Raw genomic sequence first — 19,806 nt, 5'->3', positions numbered from 1 at the left:
TGTGTGTGCGAATACTGGGTGGTCGACACATCGCGTTACACCAGGTTGTGCGTGGCACAACAGGTGGGTCGAAGGTTCGTCCCTGTTCCATTTCGCGGGTTGTTATTAGTTCGGCTTTCGCATGGGCTTGGGTCTCGTTATCGACGACCGCTCACGCGAAGAGGGCCGGCACTATACATAGGAGAGTGCCGTCCGTCTGCACAGTTGTGGTGCAATCGACGAAACGAAAGTGCTGCAAAATCAAAAAATCGCAGCCTTCGGCAGCCTCTACGGGTCTCTGTCAAACCCTGTAGAAGCTGTCGAAGGCTGCGATCTTGGCGGCACTGAAAACATTCAACATGTTCGTAAAATCCGCAAAGTGTTGGAAAAAAAAGGGCTTGAGGGAGTAAATCCCCAAGCCCTCAAAAGGTGAGAGGTGTCTAGTCCCTCGACCTGGTGAGCGTGCTCTTCAAAAGAGCCTGCGTTTGGTTAAGCCTTCAAAGGCACCAGACGCGGAGCAATCATGTTTTCCGGGCGCAGGATGTCGGCGAGCATTTCTTCGTCGAGCAAGCGTTCCTCGCGCACCAGTTCCAGCACGCCGCGGCCGCTTTCGAGGGCAACACGGGCAATGCGGGTGGCGTTTTCATAGCCGATGTACGGGTTCAGCGCGGTGACCAGGCCAATCGAGTGTTCGACCAGTTCACGGCAACGCTCTTCGTTGGCGGTGATGCCGACGATGCAGTGCTCGCGCAGCATGTCCATGGCACGTTGCAGCAGGCGGATCGAGTCGAAGATCTTGAAGGCGATCAGCGGCTCCATCACGTTCAGCTGCAGCTGGCCGCCTTCGGCCGCGATGGTCAGGGCCAGGTCGTTGCCGATGATCTGGAACGCCACCTGGTTCACGGCTTCAGGGATAACCGGGTTGACCTTGCCTGGCATGATCGAGCTGCCTGGCTGACGCGCCGGCAGGTTGATTTCGTTGATGCCGGTGCGTGGGCCGCTGGACAGCAGACGCAGGTCGTTGCAGATCTTCGACAGCTTGACCGCGGTACGCTTGAGCATGCCGGAGAACAGCACGAAGGCGCCCATGTCGGAGGTGGCTTCGATCAGGTCGGCGGCTGGCACCAGCGGTTGACCGCTGATCAGGGCCAGACGCTGAACGGCCAGGGCCTGGTAACGCGGGTCGGCGTTGATGCCGGTACCGATCGCGGTGCCGCCCAGGTTCACTTCGGTCAGCAGTTCAGGCGCCAGGGATTTGAGGCGTGCCAGGTCTTCGCTCAGGGTGGTGGCGAAGGCGCGGAATTCCTGGCCGAGGGTCATCGGCACGGCGTCTTGCAGCTGGGTACGGCCCATCTTCAGGACGTGGCTGAATTCTTCACCTTTGGCGGCGAACGACTGGATCAGGCTGTCGAGGCTGGCCAGCAGCGCGTCGTGACCCAACAGCAGACCCAGGCGGATAGCCGTCGGGTAGGCGTCGTTGGTCGACTGCGCCATGTTCACGTCGTTGTTCGGGTGCAGGTACTGGTATTCGCCCTTGCTGTGGCCCATGGCCTCCAGCGCGATGTTGGCGATGACTTCGTTGGCATTCATGTTGGTTGAAGTGCCAGCGCCGCCTTGAATCATGTCCACCACGAATTCTTCGTGGAAATCGCCGCGGATCAATCGGGCACAGGCTTCGCTGATGGCAGCGTGCTTGGCTTCGCTCAGGTGACCCAGCTCGCGGTTGGCGTCAGCGGCGGCCTGTTTGACCATCGCCAGACCAACAACCAGTTTTGGGTAATGCGAAATCGGAACGCCGGAGAGACGGAAGTTGTTCACCGCTCGCAGGGTCTGGATGCCGTAATACGCTTGAGCAGGTACTTCGAGTACGCCAAGCAGGTCTTTTTCTGTGCGGAAAGATGCAGCGGAGGACATGATAGAAATCATCTCGATATGGACCCGGTCTATGCCGGAATAGCGCAAATGCTAGGCTTGAGAAGAATTTTGGGCCAATGCTGTTAAACACTGGGCTATGCACATTCGGCATAATGTCGGTGTGACGCCGCGTACGTGGCGAACGTGTGACCTAAATTGGTGCATGTCCGGGAGGGCGTGATGAATCTGGAAAGCAAATGGCTGGAGGACTTTAGTGCTCTGGCTGCCACCCGCAGCTTCTCCCAGGCGGCCGAAAGACGCTTCGTGACTCAGCCCGCCTTCAGTCGGCGGATCCGCAGCCTCGAAGCCGCGCTGGGGCTGACCCTGGTCAATCGCTCTCGCACCCCGGTCGAGCTGACGGCAGCGGGGCAGTTGTTTCTCGTGACCGCGCGAACCGTGGTCGAACAGCTGGGTGAAGTGTTACGTCATCTTCATCACCTGGAAGGCGGGCAGGGCGAGGTGATCCAGGTCGCCGCCGCCCACTCCCTGGCACTGGGTTTCTTTCCACGCTGGATCGCACAATTGCGCAACGAAGGGCTGAACATTGCCACGCGGCTGGTGGCCACCAACGTCGGCGATGCGGTGCATGCGCTGCGTGAAGGCGGGTGTGATCTGATGCTGGCGTTCTATGATCCGGACTCCGCGATGCAAATGGACCCGGAAATTTTCCCGTCACTGCATCTGGGAGACACTGAAATGCTCCCGGTGTGCGCCGCGGATGCTGACGGCAAACCGTTGTTCGACCTGGAAGGCGAGACCAGCGTGCCTTTGCTGGCCTACAGCGCCGGGGCATTTCTCGGGCGCTCGGTGAACATGCTGTTGCGCCAGCGTGCCCTGAGGTTCACCACTATTTACGAGACCGCCATGGCCGACAGCCTGAAAAGCATGGCGCTGGAAGGCCTGGGCATCGCCTGGGTGCCGCGCTTGAGCGCGCGCGCCGAATTGGCTCGCGGCGAGTTGGTCATCTGCGGTGGCCCGCAATGGCATGTGCCGCTGGAGATTCGGCTGTATCGCTGCGCGCTGGTGCGCAAGGCGAATGTGCGGTTGCTCTGGCGCAAGCTGGAAGGCGGCACAGCGCCAAACCCTGCGGGTTAATGATTTTTTGTAGGCGTCGGGCTGACCCTGAAGTCAATAAAACCGGTACTTTGCGCCGTATGACAGATGGTCGTATGGGGGGCTGTTTATCTGCTTCATTGAGGTATACTGCGCGGCCTTCGGCCGGTTTGACTGGCCATAATTCGTACAATCAAGCCACGCATTTTGCGTGGCTTGTTGTTTTTTGACGCGCCCGCGGGCGCCCAGAGAGAAGAGGCACGACGATGAGCGCACTGGTTGGCGTGATCATGGGCTCCAAGTCCGATTGGTCCACCCTTAGCCACACCGCCGATATGCTGGAAAAGCTCGGCATCCCTTACGAGGTGAAAGTGGTCTCTGCCCACCGCACCCCGGACCTGCTGTTCCAGTATGCCGAAGAGGCTGAGGCCCGTGGCATCGAGGTGATCATCGCCGGTGCCGGTGGCGCGGCCCACCTGCCTGGCATGTGTGCGGCCAAAACCCACCTGCCGGTGCTGGGCGTGCCGGTGCAGTCGTCGATGCTCTCGGGCGTCGATTCGCTGCTTTCTATCGTGCAGATGCCAGCCGGCATTCCGGTCGCCACCCTGGCCATCGGCAAGGCCGGTGCGATCAACGCAGCGCTGCTCTCGGCGAGCATCCTGGGCGCCAAGCATCCGCAGTTTCATACCGTGCTGAAAAAATTCCGCGCTGAGCAGACAGACAGCGTCCTGGACAATCCAGACCCACGCATCGCCTGAGGTTGTTGACGATGAAGATCGGTGTAATCGGTGGCGGCCAGTTGGGTCGCATGTTGGCGCTGGCGGGCACTCCGCTGGGCATGAACTTCGCTTTCCTGGACCCGGCGCCGGATGCTTGCGCAGCCGCATTGGGCGAACACCTGCGGGCCGATTACGGCGATCAGGATCACCTGCGTCAGTTGGCCGATGAAGTCGATCTGGTGACCTTCGAGTTCGAAAGCGTCCCGGCCGAAACCGTGGCCTTCCTGTCGCAATTCGTTCCGGTGTACCCGAGCGCCGAAGCGCTGCGCATTGCCCGCGATCGCTGGTTCGAGAAGAGCATGTTCAAGGACCTGGGGATCCCGACTCCCGCGTTCGCCGACATCCAGTCCCAGGCCGATCTGGACGCCGCCGTGGCCTCCATCGGCCTGCCGGCCGTGCTGAAAACCCGCACCCTGGGTTACGACGGCAAGGGTCAGAAAGTCCTGCGCAAGCCTGAAGATGTGGTCGGCACCTTCGCCGAACTGGGCAGCGTCGCCTGCTTGCTGGAAGGCTTCGTGCCGTTCACTGGCGAAGTCTCGCTGATCGCCGTGCGCGCTCGCGATGGCGAAACCAAGTTCTACCCGCTGGTGCACAACACCCACGACAGCGGCATCCTCAAGCTGTCCGTGGCCAGCACCGACCACCCGTTGCAAGCGTTGGCTGAAGACTACTCCAGCCGGGTACTCAAGCAGCTGGACTACGTCGGCGTGATGGCGTTCGAGTTCTTCGAAGTCGACGGTGGCCTAAAGGCCAACGAGATCGCCCCGCGTGTGCACAACTCCGGACACTGGACCACCGAAGGTGCCGAGTGCAGTCAGTTCGAAAACCACCTGCGGGCCGTTGCCGGTCTGCCGCTGGGTTCGACGGCCAAGGTCGGCGAGAGCGCGATGCTCAACTTCATCGGCAAAGTCCCGGACACCGAGAAAGTCCTGGCCATCGCCGATTGCCATCTGCATCACTACGGCAAGGCCTTCAAGGTCGGCCGCAAGGTTGGTCACGCCAACCTGCGTTGTGCTGACCGTGCGACGCTTGCCGCGCAGATCCTCAAGGTCGAAGCGCTGATCGCCGAATAGTTTCATGTAGCAGCGGCGGAACCTTCCGAGGCCGCCGTTCTCTGATGGCAGGATGCCAAAGTCTGGCTAGGCTTTAGCCAATTCAATCAGAGGGAAATGCCATGGGAATTATCGGAACCATCTTTATCGGCTTGATCGTCGGCCTGCTGGCTCGGTTTCTGAAACCGGGCGATGACAGCATGGGCTGGATCATGACCATCCTGCTCGGTATCGGCGGTTCGCTGGCGGCCACTTACGGCGGCCAGGCCCTGGGCATCTACCATGCGGGTCAGGGCGCAGGGTTCATCGGTGCGCTGGTGGGCGCGGTGATATTGCTGGTGGTCTACGGCCTGATCAAAAAGAACTGATTCAAGCGACAAAGCCCTCTCTGCGCCAACACCGGAGAGGGCTAGAATGCTTGGCGTTATACCGTCCTTTCCTTTGCCGAGCACCTTCATGCGCCGTCTTCTGTTGACTCTTCTCTTCCTGGGCAGTGGTTTGGCCCATGCCGGCGAACTGCCGGAAACCGACTGGCTCGAACTGATGCCCAAGTCGGACCAGAAGGCCCTCGAGGCCATGCCCGAAATCGATCACAACTCACCGGAAGCCAATGGCACCTTTACCCAAAAAGGTGGCATGAAGCAGAGCAAGGGCTTGCCGGCGGTGATGTATTCGACCAAGACCGTGCCGTCGATGAACGACAAGCACATCCGCATCGGCGGTTATCCGGTACCGCTGGAATCCGATGCGAAGGGCCGCAGCACGTTGTTCTTCCTCGTGCCGTACCCGGGCGCTTGTATCCACGTGCCACCGCCGCCGCCTAACCAACTGGTGCTGGTGCGTTATCCCAAAGGCCTGAAGCTGAATGACATCTACACACCGCTTTGGGTGACCGGTACGCTGAAGATCGAGAAGGTCAGCAACGACCTGGCGGATGCGGCGTATGCGCTGGATGCGGCGCAGGTGCGGGTGGTCAAGGAGTCGGATTTGTAGGTTTTTAAATGTGGGAGCAAGCCTGCTCCCACATTTATTGTGTGGTGTTAAAGCGGTTTGCTGGCGATGCTCACGCCCAGGGTATGGCTAGCCCCCGGCGCCAGCGTCACCACATCATCCATCACATTTGCCGTTTCAATGCACAACATGCGCTGCCAGCCATCGTCAGCCATGTCGCTGAACGCCGCCGCACGGTCGACCCACGGGTTCCAGATCACCGCCGAGCGCGAACCGCTGCTGGTCAGTTCAATGCGTCGCTCCCAATGCGGGTCAACGATGCTCAATGTCGGCGGGGTATTCAGATAGATGCGGTCGGTCTCACCGGTAAAACGCAGATCACCGGTCTGAGTGACGGTTTTCCAGTCGTCCAGTGTCTCGATGTAACTCAAGCCATCCAGCCCTTCAACGTGCACGTTGCGCACATCGCTGACCGCGAAATAGCTGTGCAGCGCCTGGCTGATCGTGACGGGTTCGGCGCCGTTGTTTTCGCTCGTCAGGCTGATATGCAATTGTTCATCCAGACGAATGCTCAGTTTCAAGTCCACCTGATGCGGCCAGCCTGGCAGTCCGCCTTCAGGGTAGGGCAGGACGAATTCCACCTTCAGGCTTTCGCCCTCGGTTTCGATGCTGCCCAGTTCCCAGTCCATCGCTCGCACCAGCCCGTGAGCGGTCGGCGGCTCCTGGCTGATGCGCATGGCCTGGACACTCTGCGGGTTGCGCGACAGATTGCCGAACCACGGCCAGCACACCGGCACACCGGCACGAATAGCTTTGCCGGTCTTGAACACTGCCTCGTCGTTGAGCCAGATCAGCGGCGGTTGGCCGGCCAATTGATAACTGAGGATGTGCGCGCCTTGCTGGGCCACCAGCAATTCGGCCTGACCGTGGCGGATGCGCCAGCAGTTCAGTTCATCCAGTTTCACGGCTTCGACGGTGGGCGTGCTCATGGGGCGACTCTCAATCAGGAACAATGACTGCTATGGACCGCAAAACGGTCACCGCGTTTAACGAGCGCCTTGTTTAACGAGCTCTGGGCGGAACCGAACGAGTGCGGCCGCTGCCGTCGATGGCGACGAACACAAACACGGCTTCGGTCACTTTACGCCACTCGCTGGACAGTGGATCGTCGCTCCAGACTTCGACCATCATCTGAATCGAGCTGCGACCGATTTCCAGGGCCTGGGTATAGAAGGAGAGCTGAGCGCCCACCGCCACCGGCACCAGAAACGCCATGCGATCGATCGCAACGGTGGCCACGCGACCACCGGCAACCTTGCTGGCCATTGCGGTGCCAGCCAAATCCATCTGCGCCACCAGCCAGCCGCCGAAAATATCGCCAAAGCCGTTGGTTTCACGCGGAAGCGCGGTAATTTGCAGGGCCAGGTCGCCTTGCGGGATTGGATCTTCTTGTTCGAGCTCTATCATGCCGGGGGTGCCTCTGACCCGTGACTCTCATTGGTACTTCAGGTGAATAGCCGTCTCAAGGAAAAACGATTCAGCCCCGAACATACTACGTTCGTCACGTTTTTCGTAAGGCGCCTAAAGGGAAACTCTGCGAAATCGGCTGACGGGTGCCAACGACGGTTTCGCACAGCAACCCCTTACAAACCGTTGCAACGTTGTGAGTATATCGGTCGATAGACTTCGAGACGACCGTCCGGTTCTCATTTCGACCGTCAAATACGCACCTCTATGTGCTTTTTCGAACAATTTGCTATCGTGCCGAACCTGCCCAAGCCTCCGCCAGCGTTGTTGAGGTTGCAGATCTGACTATAAGAGAAGCCCTTGCCATGACCACAGCGCCCTCGAGCATCGCGCAACCAGCCCAACCTGCACGTCCGCTGACCCGCAACGACTACAAGACATTGTCGCTGTCTGCCCTGGGCGGTGCGCTGGAGTTTTACGACTTCATCATCTTTGTGTTCTTCGCCACAGTGGTCGGCAAACTGTTCTTCCCCGCCGACATGCCCGAGTGGCTGCGCCTGATGCAGACGTTCGGCATTTTCGCCGCCGGTTACCTGGCCAGGCCGCTGGGCGGCATCGTCATGGCGCACTTCGGTGACCTGCTGGGACGCAAGAAGATGTTCACCCTGAGCATTTTCATGATGGCGGTACCCACCCTGATCATGGGCTTGCTGCCGACTTATGCGCAGATAGGCATGTGGGCGCCGATCCTGTTGCTGCTGATGCGGGTGATCCAGGGCGCAGCGATTGGCGGCGAAGTGCCGGGAGCCTGGGTATTCGTTTCCGAACACGTACCGCAACGGCATATCGGTTATGCCTGCGGCACGCTGACCAGCGGTCTGACTGCCGGCATTCTTTTGGGCTCGTTGGTCGCCACGGCAATCAACAGCCTCTATACGCCGGTGGAAGTGGCCGATTACGCCTGGCGGATCCCGTTCCTGCTGGGCGGCGTGTTTGGCCTGTTCTCGGTCTACCTGCGCCGCTGGCTGCACGAAACCCCGGTGTTTGCCGAACTGCAATTGCGTAAAGCCCTGGCCGAAGAAGTGCCGCTGCGCGCTGTGCTGCGTGACCATCGCGGGGCGATTCTGATTTCCATGCTGCTGACCTGGTTGCTGTCCGCCGGGATCATCGTGGTCATCCTCATGACGCCGACTGTATTGCAGACCGTTTACCACTTCCCGCCGACTACCGCGTTGCAGGCCAACAGCCTGGCCATCGTGTTCCTGAGCCTGGGCTGTGTGGCCTCCGGTGCACTGGCTGACCGTTTTGGCGCCGGGCGGGTGTTCGTGTTCGGTAGCGCGTTGCTGCTGCTGACCTCGTGGACCTTCTATCACAGCCTGTTCAATCATCCCGACTGGCTGTTCCCGATGTATGCCCTGACCGGTTTGCTGGTCGGCACCATCGGTGCAGTGCCGTATGTGATGGTCAAAGCCTTCCCGGCGGTGGTGCGCTTCAGCGGCCTGTCGTTCTCCTACAACCTGGCCTACGCCATCTTCGGCGGCCTGACCCCGATGGTCGTCACCCTGCTGCTCAAGGAAAGCCCGATGGGGCCGGCGTATTACGTGGCGATTATTTGCGGCGTCGGGATTGTGGTGGGTGGTTACCTCTGGAAGAAAGGTCGCTAAGCCGACCGATGCCTTCGCGGGCAAGTCGGATCGCCGCACCGCTCGCTCCTACAGGTCATGCGCCAGTTTTGAAATGACACTGATCCTGTAGGAGCGAGGCTTGCCCGCGAAGAACGATGACGCGATATCCCTTCAAAAATCCAAATACTGGCCTTTCATCCAATTGTCATATTTCAGCCATAGAGTGTTCACACGGCCTGCTGATACTTGGCCCCGACTTAACACACCCTATCTGCTAGGAGTAAGGCATGAAACTGAAGCGTTTGATGGCGGCAATGACTTTTGTCGCTGCTGGCGTTGCGACTGCCAACGCGGTTGCCGCTGTTGACCCTGCTATCCCGAGCTACACCAAGACCACTGGTGTGTCGGGCAACCTGTCCAGCGTCGGCTCCGATACCCTGGCCAACCTCATGACCCTGTGGGCTGAGAACTACAAAAAAGAATACCCGAACGTAAACATCCAGATTCAGGCCGCTGGCTCTGCCACCGCGCCACCTGCGCTGACTGAAGGCACCTCCAACCTGGGCCCGATGAGCCGCAAGATGAAGGACACCGAACTGGCGGCCTTCGAGCAGAAGTACGGCTACAAGCCAACCGCTATCCCGGTGGCCGTGGACGCCCTGGCGGTCTTCGTACACAAAGACAACCCGATCCAGCACCTGACCATGGAACAAGTCGACGCGATCTTCTCCTCGACTCGTCTGTGCGGCGCCAAAGCTGATGTGAAAACCTGGGGCGACCTGGGTGTGACCGGCGACCTGGCCAACAAGCCAGTACAACTGTTCGGCCGTAACTCGGTATCCGGCACTTATGGCTACTTCAAAGAAGAAGCCCTGTGCAAAGGCGACTACAAGCCAAACGTCAACGAACAACCAGGTTCGGCTTCGGTCGTGCAGTCGATCAGCTCCTCGCTGAACGGCATCGGTTACTCGGGCATCGGCTACAAGACCGCCAGCGTGAAGACCGTGGCCCTGGCCAAGAAAGGCAGCACTGACTTCATCGAAGACAGCGAAGAAAACGCCCTGAACGGTAAATACCCGCTGTCGCGTTTCCTCTACGTATATGTCAACAAGGCCCCGAACAAGCCTCTGGCCCCGCTGGAAGCCGAGTTCGTGAAACTGGTTCTGTCCAAGCAGGGCCAGGAAGTTGTAGTGAAAGACGGCTACATCCCACTGCCAGCCAAGGTTGCTGCAAAAGCACTGGCTGACCTGGGTCTGGCGGAAGGCGGCGCTGAAGTCGCAAAAAAGTAAAACCCTAGGTCCGGGGTAAACCCGGACCTGCAGGAGCGAAGCTTGCCCGCGAAGGAATCGCCGCATCGCTCGCTCCTGCAAAGGCTCAGGGTTGCCACGCTGGCAACCCGGCCCCCCAAATTTCCGATCCACTGCCAGTTTCCACTGGCGGCGGATTTGTTGCGTCACTGCATTGTCATCTTTCTGTCATACAGGATCGCTAGGGTGTGCGCATGAATGATCTGGCCAATTCCACCATGACTACAAATCCCCCCAAGCGAATTGACTTCAATACGCCTGAGCTGCACCGCAAGCGCCGTATTCGTGCGCTGAAAGATCGCCTGACCCGTTGGTATGTGCTTGTCGGCGGCCTCGCCGTCCTGGGCGCGATCACCCTGATCTTCTTCTTCCTCGGTTATGTTGTCGCGCCGCTGTTCCAGGGGGCTGATCTGACCGCCAAAGACGCCATCACGCCCGCCTGGATGCAAGACGCCGGCAAGCCGCTGATGATCTCCCTTGAAGAACAGAACCAGGTGGCCATGCGGGTTTCCGACAAGGGCCAGGCGCTATTCTTTGATATCGATAGCGGCGCCGAACTGCGCCGTGTCGACCTGCCGATCCCGGCCGGTACCAGCGTGACCTCCATCGGTGAAGATCAACCCGGCCATCCATTGGTCGCAGTGGGGTTGTCCAACGGTCAGGTGCTGGTGTTCCGTCACACCTATAAAGTCAGCTACCCGGACGGCAAGAAAACCATCTCGCCGGCCATCGAATACCCGTACGGCGAAACGCCAATCGTGCTGAACGAGGCGGGCGGCGCTCTGGAGCACGTCAGCCTCAATGCCACCGATTCGACCCTGCTGCTGGCTGGCTCCACTGGTGCGCAACTGCATGTCATGTCGCTGACCAGCGAAGAAAACATGATGACCGGCGAAGTCACCAACGAGCAGAAACGTATCGACCTGCCGCAAATGACCGAGCCAGTGAAGAACATCTTCGTCGACCCGCGTCAGCAGTGGCTGTACGTGGTCAACGGTCGTGCTCAGGCTGACGTTTTCAGCCTGCGCGACAAGAGTCTCAACGGTCGCTACAAATTGCTCGAAGACGGCGATGCCGAGATTACCGCCAGCACCCAGCTGGTGGGTGGTATCTCACTGATCCTCGGCGACTCCAAGGGCGGTCTCGCCCAGTGGTTCATGGCTCGCGATCACGATGGCGAACTGCGCCTGAAGCAAATCCGCACCTTCCAGATGGGCGCTGCGCCGATTGTTGAAATCACCGCCGAAGAACGTCGAAAAGGCTTCGTTGCCCTTGATGCGTCCGGCAAGCTCGGCGTGTTCCACAGCACCGCGCACCGCACTTTGCTGGTGGATCAGGTGGTCGACGGCCAAGGCCTGTTCGGCCTGTCGCCACGGGCCAACCGCGTGATCGTGGAGCAAGGCGGCAAGCTGCAACCGTTGCTGCTCGACAACCCGCACCCGGAAGTTTCCTGGAGCGCGTTGTGGAGCAAGGTCTGGTACGAGAACTACGACGAGCCTAAATACGTCTGGCAATCGACTGCCGCCAACACCGACTTCGAACCCAAGCTGAGCCTCTCGCCGCTGACCTTCGGTACCCTGAAAGCCGCGTTCTACGCCATGCTGCTGGCCGCGCCCCTGGCCGTCGCCGCAGCGATCTACACCGCGTACTTCATGGCCCCGGGCATGCGTCGCAAGGTCAAACCGGTGATCGAACTGATGGAAGCGATGCCGACGGTGATCCTCGGCTTCTTCGCCGGCCTGTTCCTCGCACCGTATGTAGAAGGGCATTTGCCGGGCATCTTCAGCCTGCTGATGCTCCTGCCGATCGGCATTCTGGTGGCCGGTTTCGTCTTCAGTCGCCTGCCTGAGTCGATCCGCCTGAAAGTGCCGGACGGCTGGGAAAGCGCGATCCTGATTCCGGTGATTCTGTTCGTGGGCTGGCTGTCGCTGTACATGAGCCCGTACATGGAAGCCTGGTTCTTCGGCGGTGACATGCGTATGTGGATCTCCCACGACCTGGGCATCACCTACGACCAGCGCAACGCTCTGGTGGTCGGCCTGGCCATGGGCTTTGCAGTCATCCCGAACATCTACTCGATCGCCGAAGACGCCGTGTTCAGCGTGCCGCGCGGCCTGACCCTCGGCTCCCTGGCCCTTGGCGCCACGCCGTGGCAGACCATGACTCGCGTGGTGATCCTCACCGCCAGCCCGGGCATCTTCTCGGCGCTGATGATCGGCATGGGCCGTGCGGTCGGTGAAACCATGATCGTGCTGATGGCCACCGGTAACACCCCGGTCATGGAAATGAACCTGTTCGAAGGCCTGCGCACACTGGCAGCCAACGTCGCGGTGGAAATGCCCGAATCGGAAGTCGGCGGCAGCCACTACCGCGTGCTGTTCCTCTCGGCGCTGGTGCTGCTGTTGTTCACCTTCATCATGAACACCCTCGCGGAACTGATTCGTCAGCGTCTGCGCAAGAAATACTCGTCGCTTTAACAAAGGTAGAAGTCTGTGAAACAGAACTCCCTGAATGGATGGTTCAAGAGCGGCGCCCCCGGCGTCTGGATCAGCGGCGGCGCGGTGTCCATTGCGGTCATCATGACCATTGGCCTGCTGGCGGTCATTGCCGTGCGCGGTCTGGGGCACTTCTGGCCGGCGGACCTGATCCACGCCAATTACGACGTGCCGGGCCAGGCCAACCACCTGGTCATCGGCGAAGTGGTGCAGAAGGAAGAAGTGCCACGCGAGCGCCTGAAAACCGCTGGCCTGCCGGTGCCCGATCAGGGCCCGGAGTTCATGACCCGCGAGCTGATCAAGGTCGGCAACCGCGATCTGAACGGCACGGACTTCACCTGGATTGTCGGCGAGTGGCTGACCAACCAGAAAACCCCGCCAGAGCTGATGACCATCGAGCGTCGCGAGTGGGGCAACTTCTACGGCTATCTGGTCAACGTTAAAGAGGACGGCAAGGTCGTCGCTGAAGGCGAAGCCGCATGGCCTGAGTTGCAGGCCCGTGTCGATCGCGTCAACCAGTTGGCTGGGCAGCTCAAGAGCCTGGAAAAAACCGACATCGGCGCGATCAACGCCGGTCTCGAACGTGTTCGTCTGCACGGTCGCAAGCTGGAATTGGCCGGCCGTCTCGACGCTACCGCACAGGCGGACCTGGAGTCTGAGCGCGCCGAGCTGAATGCCCGTTATCAGGAAATCGAAGCGCGTCTGAACGACCTGCACAAGCAGTTCAACCGTGACAGCCTGACGGCTCGTGACGCGAACGGTAAAGAGGTCGAGATCGGTATCGGCAAAGTGGTTCACGCCTATCAGCCGAACGCCATGAGCACCTTTACCAAGGTGGGCTTCTACTTCAGCAAGGTCTGGGAATTCCTCAGTGATGACCCGCGCGAAGCCAACACCGAAGGCGGGATCTTCCCGGCGATTTTCGGCACCGTGATGATGACCCTGATCATGGCGATGATCGTCACTCCGTTCGGTGTGCTGGCGGCGGTCTACCTGCGTGAATACGCCAAGCAGAACACCCTGACCCGAGTGATCCGTATTGCGGTGAACAACCTGGCGGGCGTACCGGCGATCGTTTACGGCGTGTTCGGCCTGGGCTTCTTCGTTTATGTACTGGGCGGCTCGATCGACCGGTTGTTCTTCCCCGAAGCCTTGCCGGCGCCGACCTTCGGTACGCCGGGTCTGTTGTGGGCTTCGTTGACCTTGGCCCTGCTGGCTGTGCCGGTGGTGATCGTGGCCACCGAAGAAGGCCTGGCGCGGATTCCTCGCACCGTACGCGAAGGCTCGTTGGCCCTCGGCGCGACCAAGGCCGAGACCTTGTGGAAGATCGTGCTGCCGATGGCCAGCCCGGCAATGATGACCGGCATGATCCTCGCCGTGGCCCGCGCCGCCGGTGAAGTGGCGCCGCTGATGCTGGTGGGTGTAGTGAAACTGGCACCGTCGCTGCCGCTGGATGGCAACTACCCGTACCTGCACCTGGACCAGAAGATCATGCACCTGGGCTTCCACATTTATGACGTCGGCTTCCAGAGCCCGAACGTAGAAGCCGCGCGGCCGCTGGTGTATGCCACGGCGCTGCTGCTGGTGCTGGTGATCGCGACATTGAACCTGTCGGCCGTTTATATCCGTAACCACCTGCGCGAGAAGTACAAGGCGCTGGATAGCTGATCAACACCGAACTGTAGGAGCCGGCTTGCTGGCGAAGGCATCACCGCGGTGAGCCTGCGGGACCGAGTTGTCTGCATCGCCAGCAAGCCGGCTCCTACAAAGAATTGCGTAACCGCGGGCCTGGCCTGCGGCCCCGAACCGAATTTGTTAGCACAGGGAGCCTCCCATGCAGCACGAAGCACACACTCACGGCATCAACATGTCGGCCCTGGGCCGCGACAAACAGAGCCTGAGTCTCGAGCAGGAAACCGTGGCCATCGAAGTGCCGGGGTTGAGCCTGTTCTACGGCGACAAACAAGCGCTGTATGACGTCAGCATGAACATCCCGAAACAGCGCGTGACCGCCTTCATCGGCCCGTCCGGCTGTGGCAAGTCCACGCTGTTGCGCACTTTCAACCGCATGAACGACCTGGTGGATGGCTGCCGCGTCGAAGGCGCGATCAACCTCTACGGCAACAACATCTACCGCAAGGGCGAGGACGTGGCCGAGCTGCGTCGTCGCGTCGGCATGGTGTTCCAGAAGCCCAACCCGTTCCCGAAAACCATCTATGAAAACGTGGTTTACGGCTTGCGCATCCAGGGCATCAACAAAAAGCGCATCCTCGACGAAGCCGTCGAGTGGGCGTTGAAAGGCGCGGCGCTGTGGGATGAAGTCAAGGATCGTCTGCACGAGTCGGCACTCGGTCTGTCCGGTGGTCAGCAGCAACGTCTGGTGATTGCCCGCACCATCGCCGTGGAGCCGGAAGTGCTGCTGCTCGACGAACCGTGCTCGGCACTCGACCCGATCTCCACGCTGAAAGTCGAAGAGCTGATCTACGAACTGAAATCCAAGTTCACCATTGTTATCGTGACCCACAACATGCAACAGGCCGCGCGTGTTTCCGACTACACGGCGTTCATGTATATGGGCAAACTGGTGGAGTTCGGCGACACCGACACCCTGTTCACCAATCCGGCGAAGAAGCAGACCGAAGACTACATCACCGGTCGTTACGGCTAGGAAGCTGTTGTTGCTCACTGAACTGACGCTGCGGCCCACCGCACCTTACCGGACGCTCCAAGGACGCCAACATGATTAGTAAAGAAGGCCTTACCCATCACATCTCCCAGCAGTTCAACGCTGAGCTCGAGGAAGTGCGCAGCCACCTCCTGGCCATGGGCGGGCTGGTCGAGAAGCAGGTCAACGACGCGGTCACCGCGCTGATCGAGGCCGATTCCGGCCTGGCCCAGCAAGTGCGCGAGGTCGACGACCAGATCAACCAGATGGAACGCAACATCGACGAAGAATGCCTGCGCATTCTGGCCCGTCGTCAGCCGGCGGCGTCGGACTTGCGTCTGATCATCAGCATCTCCAAATCGGTGATCGACCTCGAGCGTATCGGCGACGAAGCCACCAAGATCGCCCGTCGCGCCATTCAGTTGTGTGAAGAAGGCGAAGCGCCGCGCGGTTATGTCGAGGTTCGCCACATCGGCGACCAGGTGCGCAACATGGTTCGCGATGCCCTGGACGCATTTGCCCGCTTCGACGCCGACCTGGCGCTGTCGGTGGCGCAGTACGACAAGATCATCGACCGCGAATACAAGACCGCGCTGCGCGAACTCGCCACCTACATGATGGAAGATCCACGCTCTATCTCGCGTGTCTTGAGCATTATCTGGGTGCTGCGTTCCCTTGAGCGAATCGGCGACCACGCGCGCAATATCTCGGAACTGGTGATTTACCTGGTGCGCGGCACCGACGTGCGTCACCTGGGCCTCAAGCGCATGAAGGAAGAAGTGGAAGGCACAAGTGCCGAAACCGCTAATGTTCCGGACAAAGCTGACGATAAGTAAGGTTGCCCAAGAAAAAGCGCCCGGCCTCTTGGCCGGGCGTTTTTGTTTGTGTGGCTTTTGAACTGAAAAGCCGAATTGAAAAGCAGCACCCGCGAACGAAAAGTCCCGGCGTGACTGAAGAGTTTTGGCAAAGTGCCATCAGCCAGCGTTATGCTTGCCGGGATTTTTAAAGGGGTGTTGGATGAGCAAGATCAGTGTGTTGGTCGTGGACGATGCGTCGTTCATTCGTGACCTGGTAAAAAAGTGCCTGCGCAACTACTTCCCGGGGATCCGGACCGAAGATGCAGTCAACGGTAAAAAGGCCCAGGCCATGCTGGCCAAGGAAGCGTTCGACCTGGTTCTGTGCGACTGGGAAATGCCGGAAATGTCCGGTCTGGAGTTGCTGACCTGGTGCCGTGAGCAGGACAACCTCAAGACCATGCCGTTCGTGATGGTGACCAGCCGTGGCGATAAAGAAAACGTGGTCCAGGCGATCCAGGCCGGGGTTTCCGGCTACGTCAGCAAGCCATTCACCAACGAGCAGCTGTTGACCAAGGTCAAGCAGGCCCTGAACAAGGTCGGCAAGCTCGATACCTTGATGAACAGCGCGCCGACCAAAATGAACTCGGCGTTCGGCAACGATTCCCTGAGCGCATTGACCGGTGGCAAAGCGGCGGTAGTCGCACCCTCGGCTGCAGCGGTCAACCCGTTTGCCAAACCTGCCGCCGCCGCGCCAGCCCCGGCTGCGGCGCCGTCTCGCGGCCTGCTCAACAATCCACCGGTCAAGGCGCCTGCCTCCGCATCAGCTGGCGGTCGTGGCCAAGGCCAACTGCGTCTGTCGAGCGGCACACAGCAATGCGTGATCAAGGCCTTGAGCATCAAGGAAGCGCTGCTGGTGGTGAAACGCACTGACACCTTGCCGCAAGTCCTCGACAACGCCGTACTCGACCTGGAGCAGGGCGACAATGCCGAAACTGCCCGTCTTAACGGCTACTTGCACGCCATCGTCGCCCACGAGCCGAAGCCGGACAGCGAGTGGCTGCAACTGACGTTCCGCTTTGTCGACCAGGATGCACAGAAGCTCGACTACATCTCCCGCCTGATCGCCCGTGGCACCGCGCAGAAGCACTTCGTACCGGGTGCGTAACGTGTACCGCTGATCGTTCCCACGCTCTGCGTGGGAATACCTCCCCGGACGCTCCGCGTCCGCTTCGGATGGGACGCAGAGCGTCCCGTGCTGCATTCCCAGGCAGAGCGTGGGAATGATCATTTGAAACATCTGTCGACTACGCAGGTCCATTTCTGCTGCTAGGCTCCTTCCCAGGCCTACTCAACAGAATTTTGCCCATGCTCGCGCGCCTGCTGTTTTTCTGTGGTCTTTTCATGGCATCCACCTCGGCTGTGGCCATGACGATCTATAAGTCCACTGATGCCAGTGGCGTGGTCTCTTACAGCGACCGCCCCACCAAAGGCGCGAAGGTGTTCGTTTTTCGCGACCGAATGGTCGAACACCTTGAGCGGCAGGTGTACCTCGACATCAAGAGGCTGAATGGCATGGACAGCGTGTTCGTGCGCAACGACCTGTATGCGCCGGTCGAGATCGAGCTGAGTTTCGACAGACTGCAGAACGTCAGCGGAGCGCCGAGCCGACCGATCCGGCGGGTGATGCCGGCGCGCAGTAACCTTCGTCTGGCCCTGCTCACGCCGACGAAGGCCGGAAGGCCGATCGTGTATAACCCAAGGTTCGCATATTTCCTGGGCGACCCCTCAGGGGCTGCCATGGCCTATCGATATCCGTTGCCCTGGCGTGGCGGTCCGTTTCGGCTGACCCAGGGCCCCAATGGCCAATACAGCCACTACGGACCGAAGAACCGTTACGCGATGGATATCGCCATGCCCGAAGGCACGCCGATCATCGCGGCGCGCGGCGGGGTGGTGGTGAAAACCGAGAATGGCCAGACCGGGCGCGGCAACGATCCATCGGGCAATTTCGTGCGGGTGTTGCACGATGACGGGACGATGGGCGTGTACCTGCACCTCAAGAAAGGTTCAGTCTGCGTACGGGAAGGTCAGCGGGTAGTGGTGGGCAGTGCGCTGGCGCTGTCGGGCAACACCGGCAACAGCAGCGGCCCGCACCTGCACTTCGTGGTGCAGCGCAATACCGGGTTGGGCCTGGTGTCGATTCCGTACCAGTTCAATCAACCGGTGGGGGCGTTGCCCAACTTTGCGTTGGGCAGTAGGAGCCGGCTTGCTGGCGATGAACGATAACGCGGTATAACAGAGACACCGCAGCGCTCCTGATCGCCAGCAAGCCGGCTCCTACAAGGGCGTGGCTCAGTCCAGCATCAACACCTTGGCCAATATGATCTTCGGCCCTTTCATCTTTTTGATGATGATCCGCAAACCTTCGACTTCCAGCACTTCTTCCTCTTCCGGCACCCGTTTCAGGGTTTCGTAGACCAGCCCGGCGAGGGTTTCGGCTTCGATGTGGTCCAGGTCGATGCCCAGCAGGCGTTCCACCTTGAACAGCGGCGTATCACCCCGCACCAGCAGCTTGCCCGGCTGATACGCGAGGATCCCGCGTTCAGCCTTGCGGTGTTCGTCCTGAATGTCGCCCACCAGCACTTCCAGCACGTCTTCCATGGTCAGGTAGCCGATGATGTTGCCGTCGGCTTCCTCGACCAAGGCGAAGTGCGAGCCGCCCTTGCGGAACTGCTCCAGCAGTTGCGACAGCGGCATGTGCCGCGATACGCGCTCCAGTGGTCGGGTCAGTTCGGCGAGGTTGAACGACTCGGGAATGTGATCAAGGGCGGCCAGTTCCAGCAGCAGATCCTTGATGTGCAGCAGGCCGACGAACTCCTTGCGCTCGCTGTCGTACACCGGGTAGCGGCTGAACTTGTGGCGACGGAACAACGCCAGGATTTCCTTGAGCGGAGCGTTGAACTCGAGGGTGACCAGGTCTTCCCGGGAGTTGGCCCAGTCGACCACTTCCAGCTCGCCCATTTCCACCGCCGAGGCCAGTACGCGCATGCCTTGGTCGCTTGGGTCCTGGCCACGGCTGGAGTGCAGGATCAGTTTCAGTTCTTCGCGGCTGTAATGGTGCTCGTGGTGCGGGCCGGGCTCACCTTGCCCGGCGATGCGCAGGATCTGGTTGGCGCTGGCGTTGAGCAGGTAGATGGCCGGGTACATGGCCCAGTAGAACAAGTACAGCGGCACCGCCGTCCACAGCGACAGCAACTCGGGTTTGCGGATGGCCCAGGATTTTGGTGCCAGCTCACCGACCACGATGTGCAGGTACGAAATGATGAAGAACGCCGTGAAGAACGAAACCGCCTTGACCACCTCAGCGGAATCTACACCCACGGCACTCAGCACAGGCTCCAGGAGGTGCGCGAACGCCGGTTCGCCGACCCAGCCCAGACCCAGAGAGGCGAGGGTGATACCCAATTGGCACGCTGACAGGTAAGCATCGAGCTGACTGTGTACGGTGCGCAGGATGTGCCCGCGCCAGCCGTGCTGTTCAGCGATGGCTTCGACCCGGGTCGAGCGCAGTTTGACCATGGCAAACTCTGCCGCAACGAAAAAGCCGTTGAGCAAAACCAGGATCAGAGCAAAAAGAATCATGCCGAAGTCGGCGAATATTGTTGCGAGGGTCAAGCCAGGGGAAGGGTCCATGATGGAGTTTTGCGGGTTCCGTGTATTCA

General features: G+C 60.1%; 18 protein-coding genes. 14 read left to right on the top strand and 4 right to left on the bottom strand.

All coding sequences use genetic code 11. The features are described 5' to 3' along the window. Positions 1–229: 229 nt before the first annotated feature. Entirely contained in the window at positions 230–412 is a 183-nt protein-coding gene (locus AC07V0_RS18280) for a hypothetical protein (RefSeq protein WP_138866537.1), read from the top strand. A gap of 56 nt (positions 413–468) precedes the next feature. Here the strand turns inward: AC07V0_RS18280 and aspA are convergent, their stop codons facing one another. Beyond that, positions 469–1,893, bottom strand: coding sequence for an aspartate ammonia-lyase (aspA, locus tag AC07V0_RS18275; protein WP_007934488.1), 1,425 nt, complete (start codon positions 1,891–1,893; stop codon positions 469–471). 180 nt (positions 1,894–2,073) lie between these two features. On the opposite strand from aspA, the gene AC07V0_RS18270 reads away from it, so the two are divergent. The 5 genes from AC07V0_RS18270 (at position 2,074) to AC07V0_RS18250 (ending at position 5,770) form a co-directional block, all read left to right on the top strand. Beyond that, on the top strand, positions 2,074–2,988 hold the full coding sequence (locus AC07V0_RS18270; protein WP_018927385.1) for a LysR substrate-binding domain-containing protein: 915 nt from the start codon (positions 2,074–2,076) through the stop codon (positions 2,986–2,988). Between the two features lie 224 nt (positions 2,989–3,212). Then, positions 3,213–3,704 (top strand): 5-(carboxyamino)imidazole ribonucleotide mutase, encoded by a 492-nt coding sequence (gene purE / locus AC07V0_RS18265; RefSeq protein WP_003196369.1) that lies wholly within the window; start codon positions 3,213–3,215, stop codon positions 3,702–3,704. An 11-nt stretch (positions 3,705–3,715) separates the two neighbouring features. Further along, positions 3,716–4,798 (top strand): 5-(carboxyamino)imidazole ribonucleotide synthase, encoded by a 1,083-nt coding sequence (locus AC07V0_RS18260; protein ID WP_007934491.1) that lies wholly within the window; start codon positions 3,716–3,718, stop codon positions 4,796–4,798. Positions 4,799–4,899: 101 nt separating this feature from the next. After that, on the top strand, positions 4,900–5,145 hold the full coding sequence (locus AC07V0_RS18255; RefSeq protein WP_018927386.1) for a GlsB/YeaQ/YmgE family stress response membrane protein: 246 nt from the start codon (positions 4,900–4,902) through the stop codon (positions 5,143–5,145). Between the two features lie 88 nt (positions 5,146–5,233). Continuing rightward, positions 5,234–5,770, top strand: a complete 537-nt coding sequence (locus tag AC07V0_RS18250; protein WP_026286519.1) for a DUF3299 domain-containing protein — start codon at positions 5,234–5,236, stop codon at positions 5,768–5,770. Positions 5,771–5,817: 47 nt separating this feature from the next. Here the strand turns inward: AC07V0_RS18250 and AC07V0_RS18245 are convergent, their stop codons facing one another. Continuing rightward, the gene (locus AC07V0_RS18245) at positions 5,818–6,717 is read right to left on the bottom strand and encodes a D-hexose-6-phosphate mutarotase (protein ID WP_018927388.1); all 900 of its coding nucleotides are present in this window, start codon (positions 6,715–6,717) and stop codon (positions 5,818–5,820) included. Positions 6,718–6,790: 73 nt separating this feature from the next. Beyond that, positions 6,791–7,195, bottom strand: coding sequence for an acyl-CoA thioesterase (locus AC07V0_RS18240; RefSeq protein ID WP_007896491.1), 405 nt, complete (start codon positions 7,193–7,195; stop codon positions 6,791–6,793). Positions 7,196–7,560: 365 nt separating this feature from the next. Between AC07V0_RS18240 and AC07V0_RS18235 the strand changes: the two genes are divergently transcribed. The 8 genes from AC07V0_RS18235 (at position 7,561) to AC07V0_RS18200 (ending at position 18,370) form a co-directional block, all read left to right on the top strand. Continuing rightward, positions 7,561–8,859, top strand: a complete 1,299-nt coding sequence (locus AC07V0_RS18235) for an MFS transporter (protein ID WP_018927389.1) — start codon at positions 7,561–7,563, stop codon at positions 8,857–8,859. Between the two features lie 248 nt (positions 8,860–9,107). After that, on the top strand, positions 9,108–10,109 hold the full coding sequence (locus tag AC07V0_RS18230; protein ID WP_018927390.1) for a phosphate ABC transporter substrate-binding protein PstS: 1,002 nt from the start codon (positions 9,108–9,110) through the stop codon (positions 10,107–10,109). 461 nt (positions 10,110–10,570) lie between these two features. Beyond that, positions 10,571–12,604 carry an ABC transporter permease subunit gene (locus AC07V0_RS18225; RefSeq protein WP_172901218.1) on the top strand — a complete coding sequence of 678 codons (2,034 nt, stop codon included), beginning with the start codon at positions 10,571–10,573 and terminating at the stop codon, positions 12,602–12,604. Between the two features lie 15 nt (positions 12,605–12,619). After that, complete coding sequence (pstA, locus tag AC07V0_RS18220; protein ID WP_018927392.1) at positions 12,620–14,290, top strand: phosphate ABC transporter permease PstA; 1,671 nt, start codon at positions 12,620–12,622, stop codon at positions 14,288–14,290. 166 nt (positions 14,291–14,456) lie between these two features. Further along, on the top strand, positions 14,457–15,290 hold the full coding sequence (gene pstB / locus AC07V0_RS18215; protein WP_008150054.1) for a phosphate ABC transporter ATP-binding protein PstB: 834 nt from the start codon (positions 14,457–14,459) through the stop codon (positions 15,288–15,290). 71 nt (positions 15,291–15,361) lie between these two features. After that, a complete protein-coding gene (gene phoU / locus AC07V0_RS18210) occupies positions 15,362–16,123 on the top strand; it encodes a phosphate signaling complex protein PhoU (protein WP_007934507.1) in 762 nt (253 codons plus the stop codon). 181 nt (positions 16,124–16,304) lie between these two features. Then, a complete protein-coding gene (locus tag AC07V0_RS18205) occupies positions 16,305–17,249 on the top strand; it encodes a response regulator (RefSeq protein ID WP_086945212.1) in 945 nt (314 codons plus the stop codon). Between the two features lie 200 nt (positions 17,250–17,449). Next, positions 17,450–18,370 (top strand): peptidoglycan DD-metalloendopeptidase family protein, encoded by a 921-nt coding sequence (locus tag AC07V0_RS18200; protein ID WP_018927394.1) that lies wholly within the window; start codon positions 17,450–17,452, stop codon positions 18,368–18,370. 66 nt (positions 18,371–18,436) lie between these two features. Here the strand turns inward: AC07V0_RS18200 and AC07V0_RS18195 are convergent, their stop codons facing one another. Further along, complete coding sequence (locus tag AC07V0_RS18195; RefSeq protein ID WP_018927395.1) at positions 18,437–19,777, bottom strand: hemolysin family protein; 1,341 nt, start codon at positions 19,775–19,777, stop codon at positions 18,437–18,439. Positions 19,778–19,806: the final 29 nt, after the last annotated feature.

This window comes from Pseudomonas sp. GW821-FHT01E10, from assembly GCF_059422365.1.
Note: the sequence above shows the minus strand (reverse complement) of the source record. Positions and strands in the feature narration are given on the sequence as shown.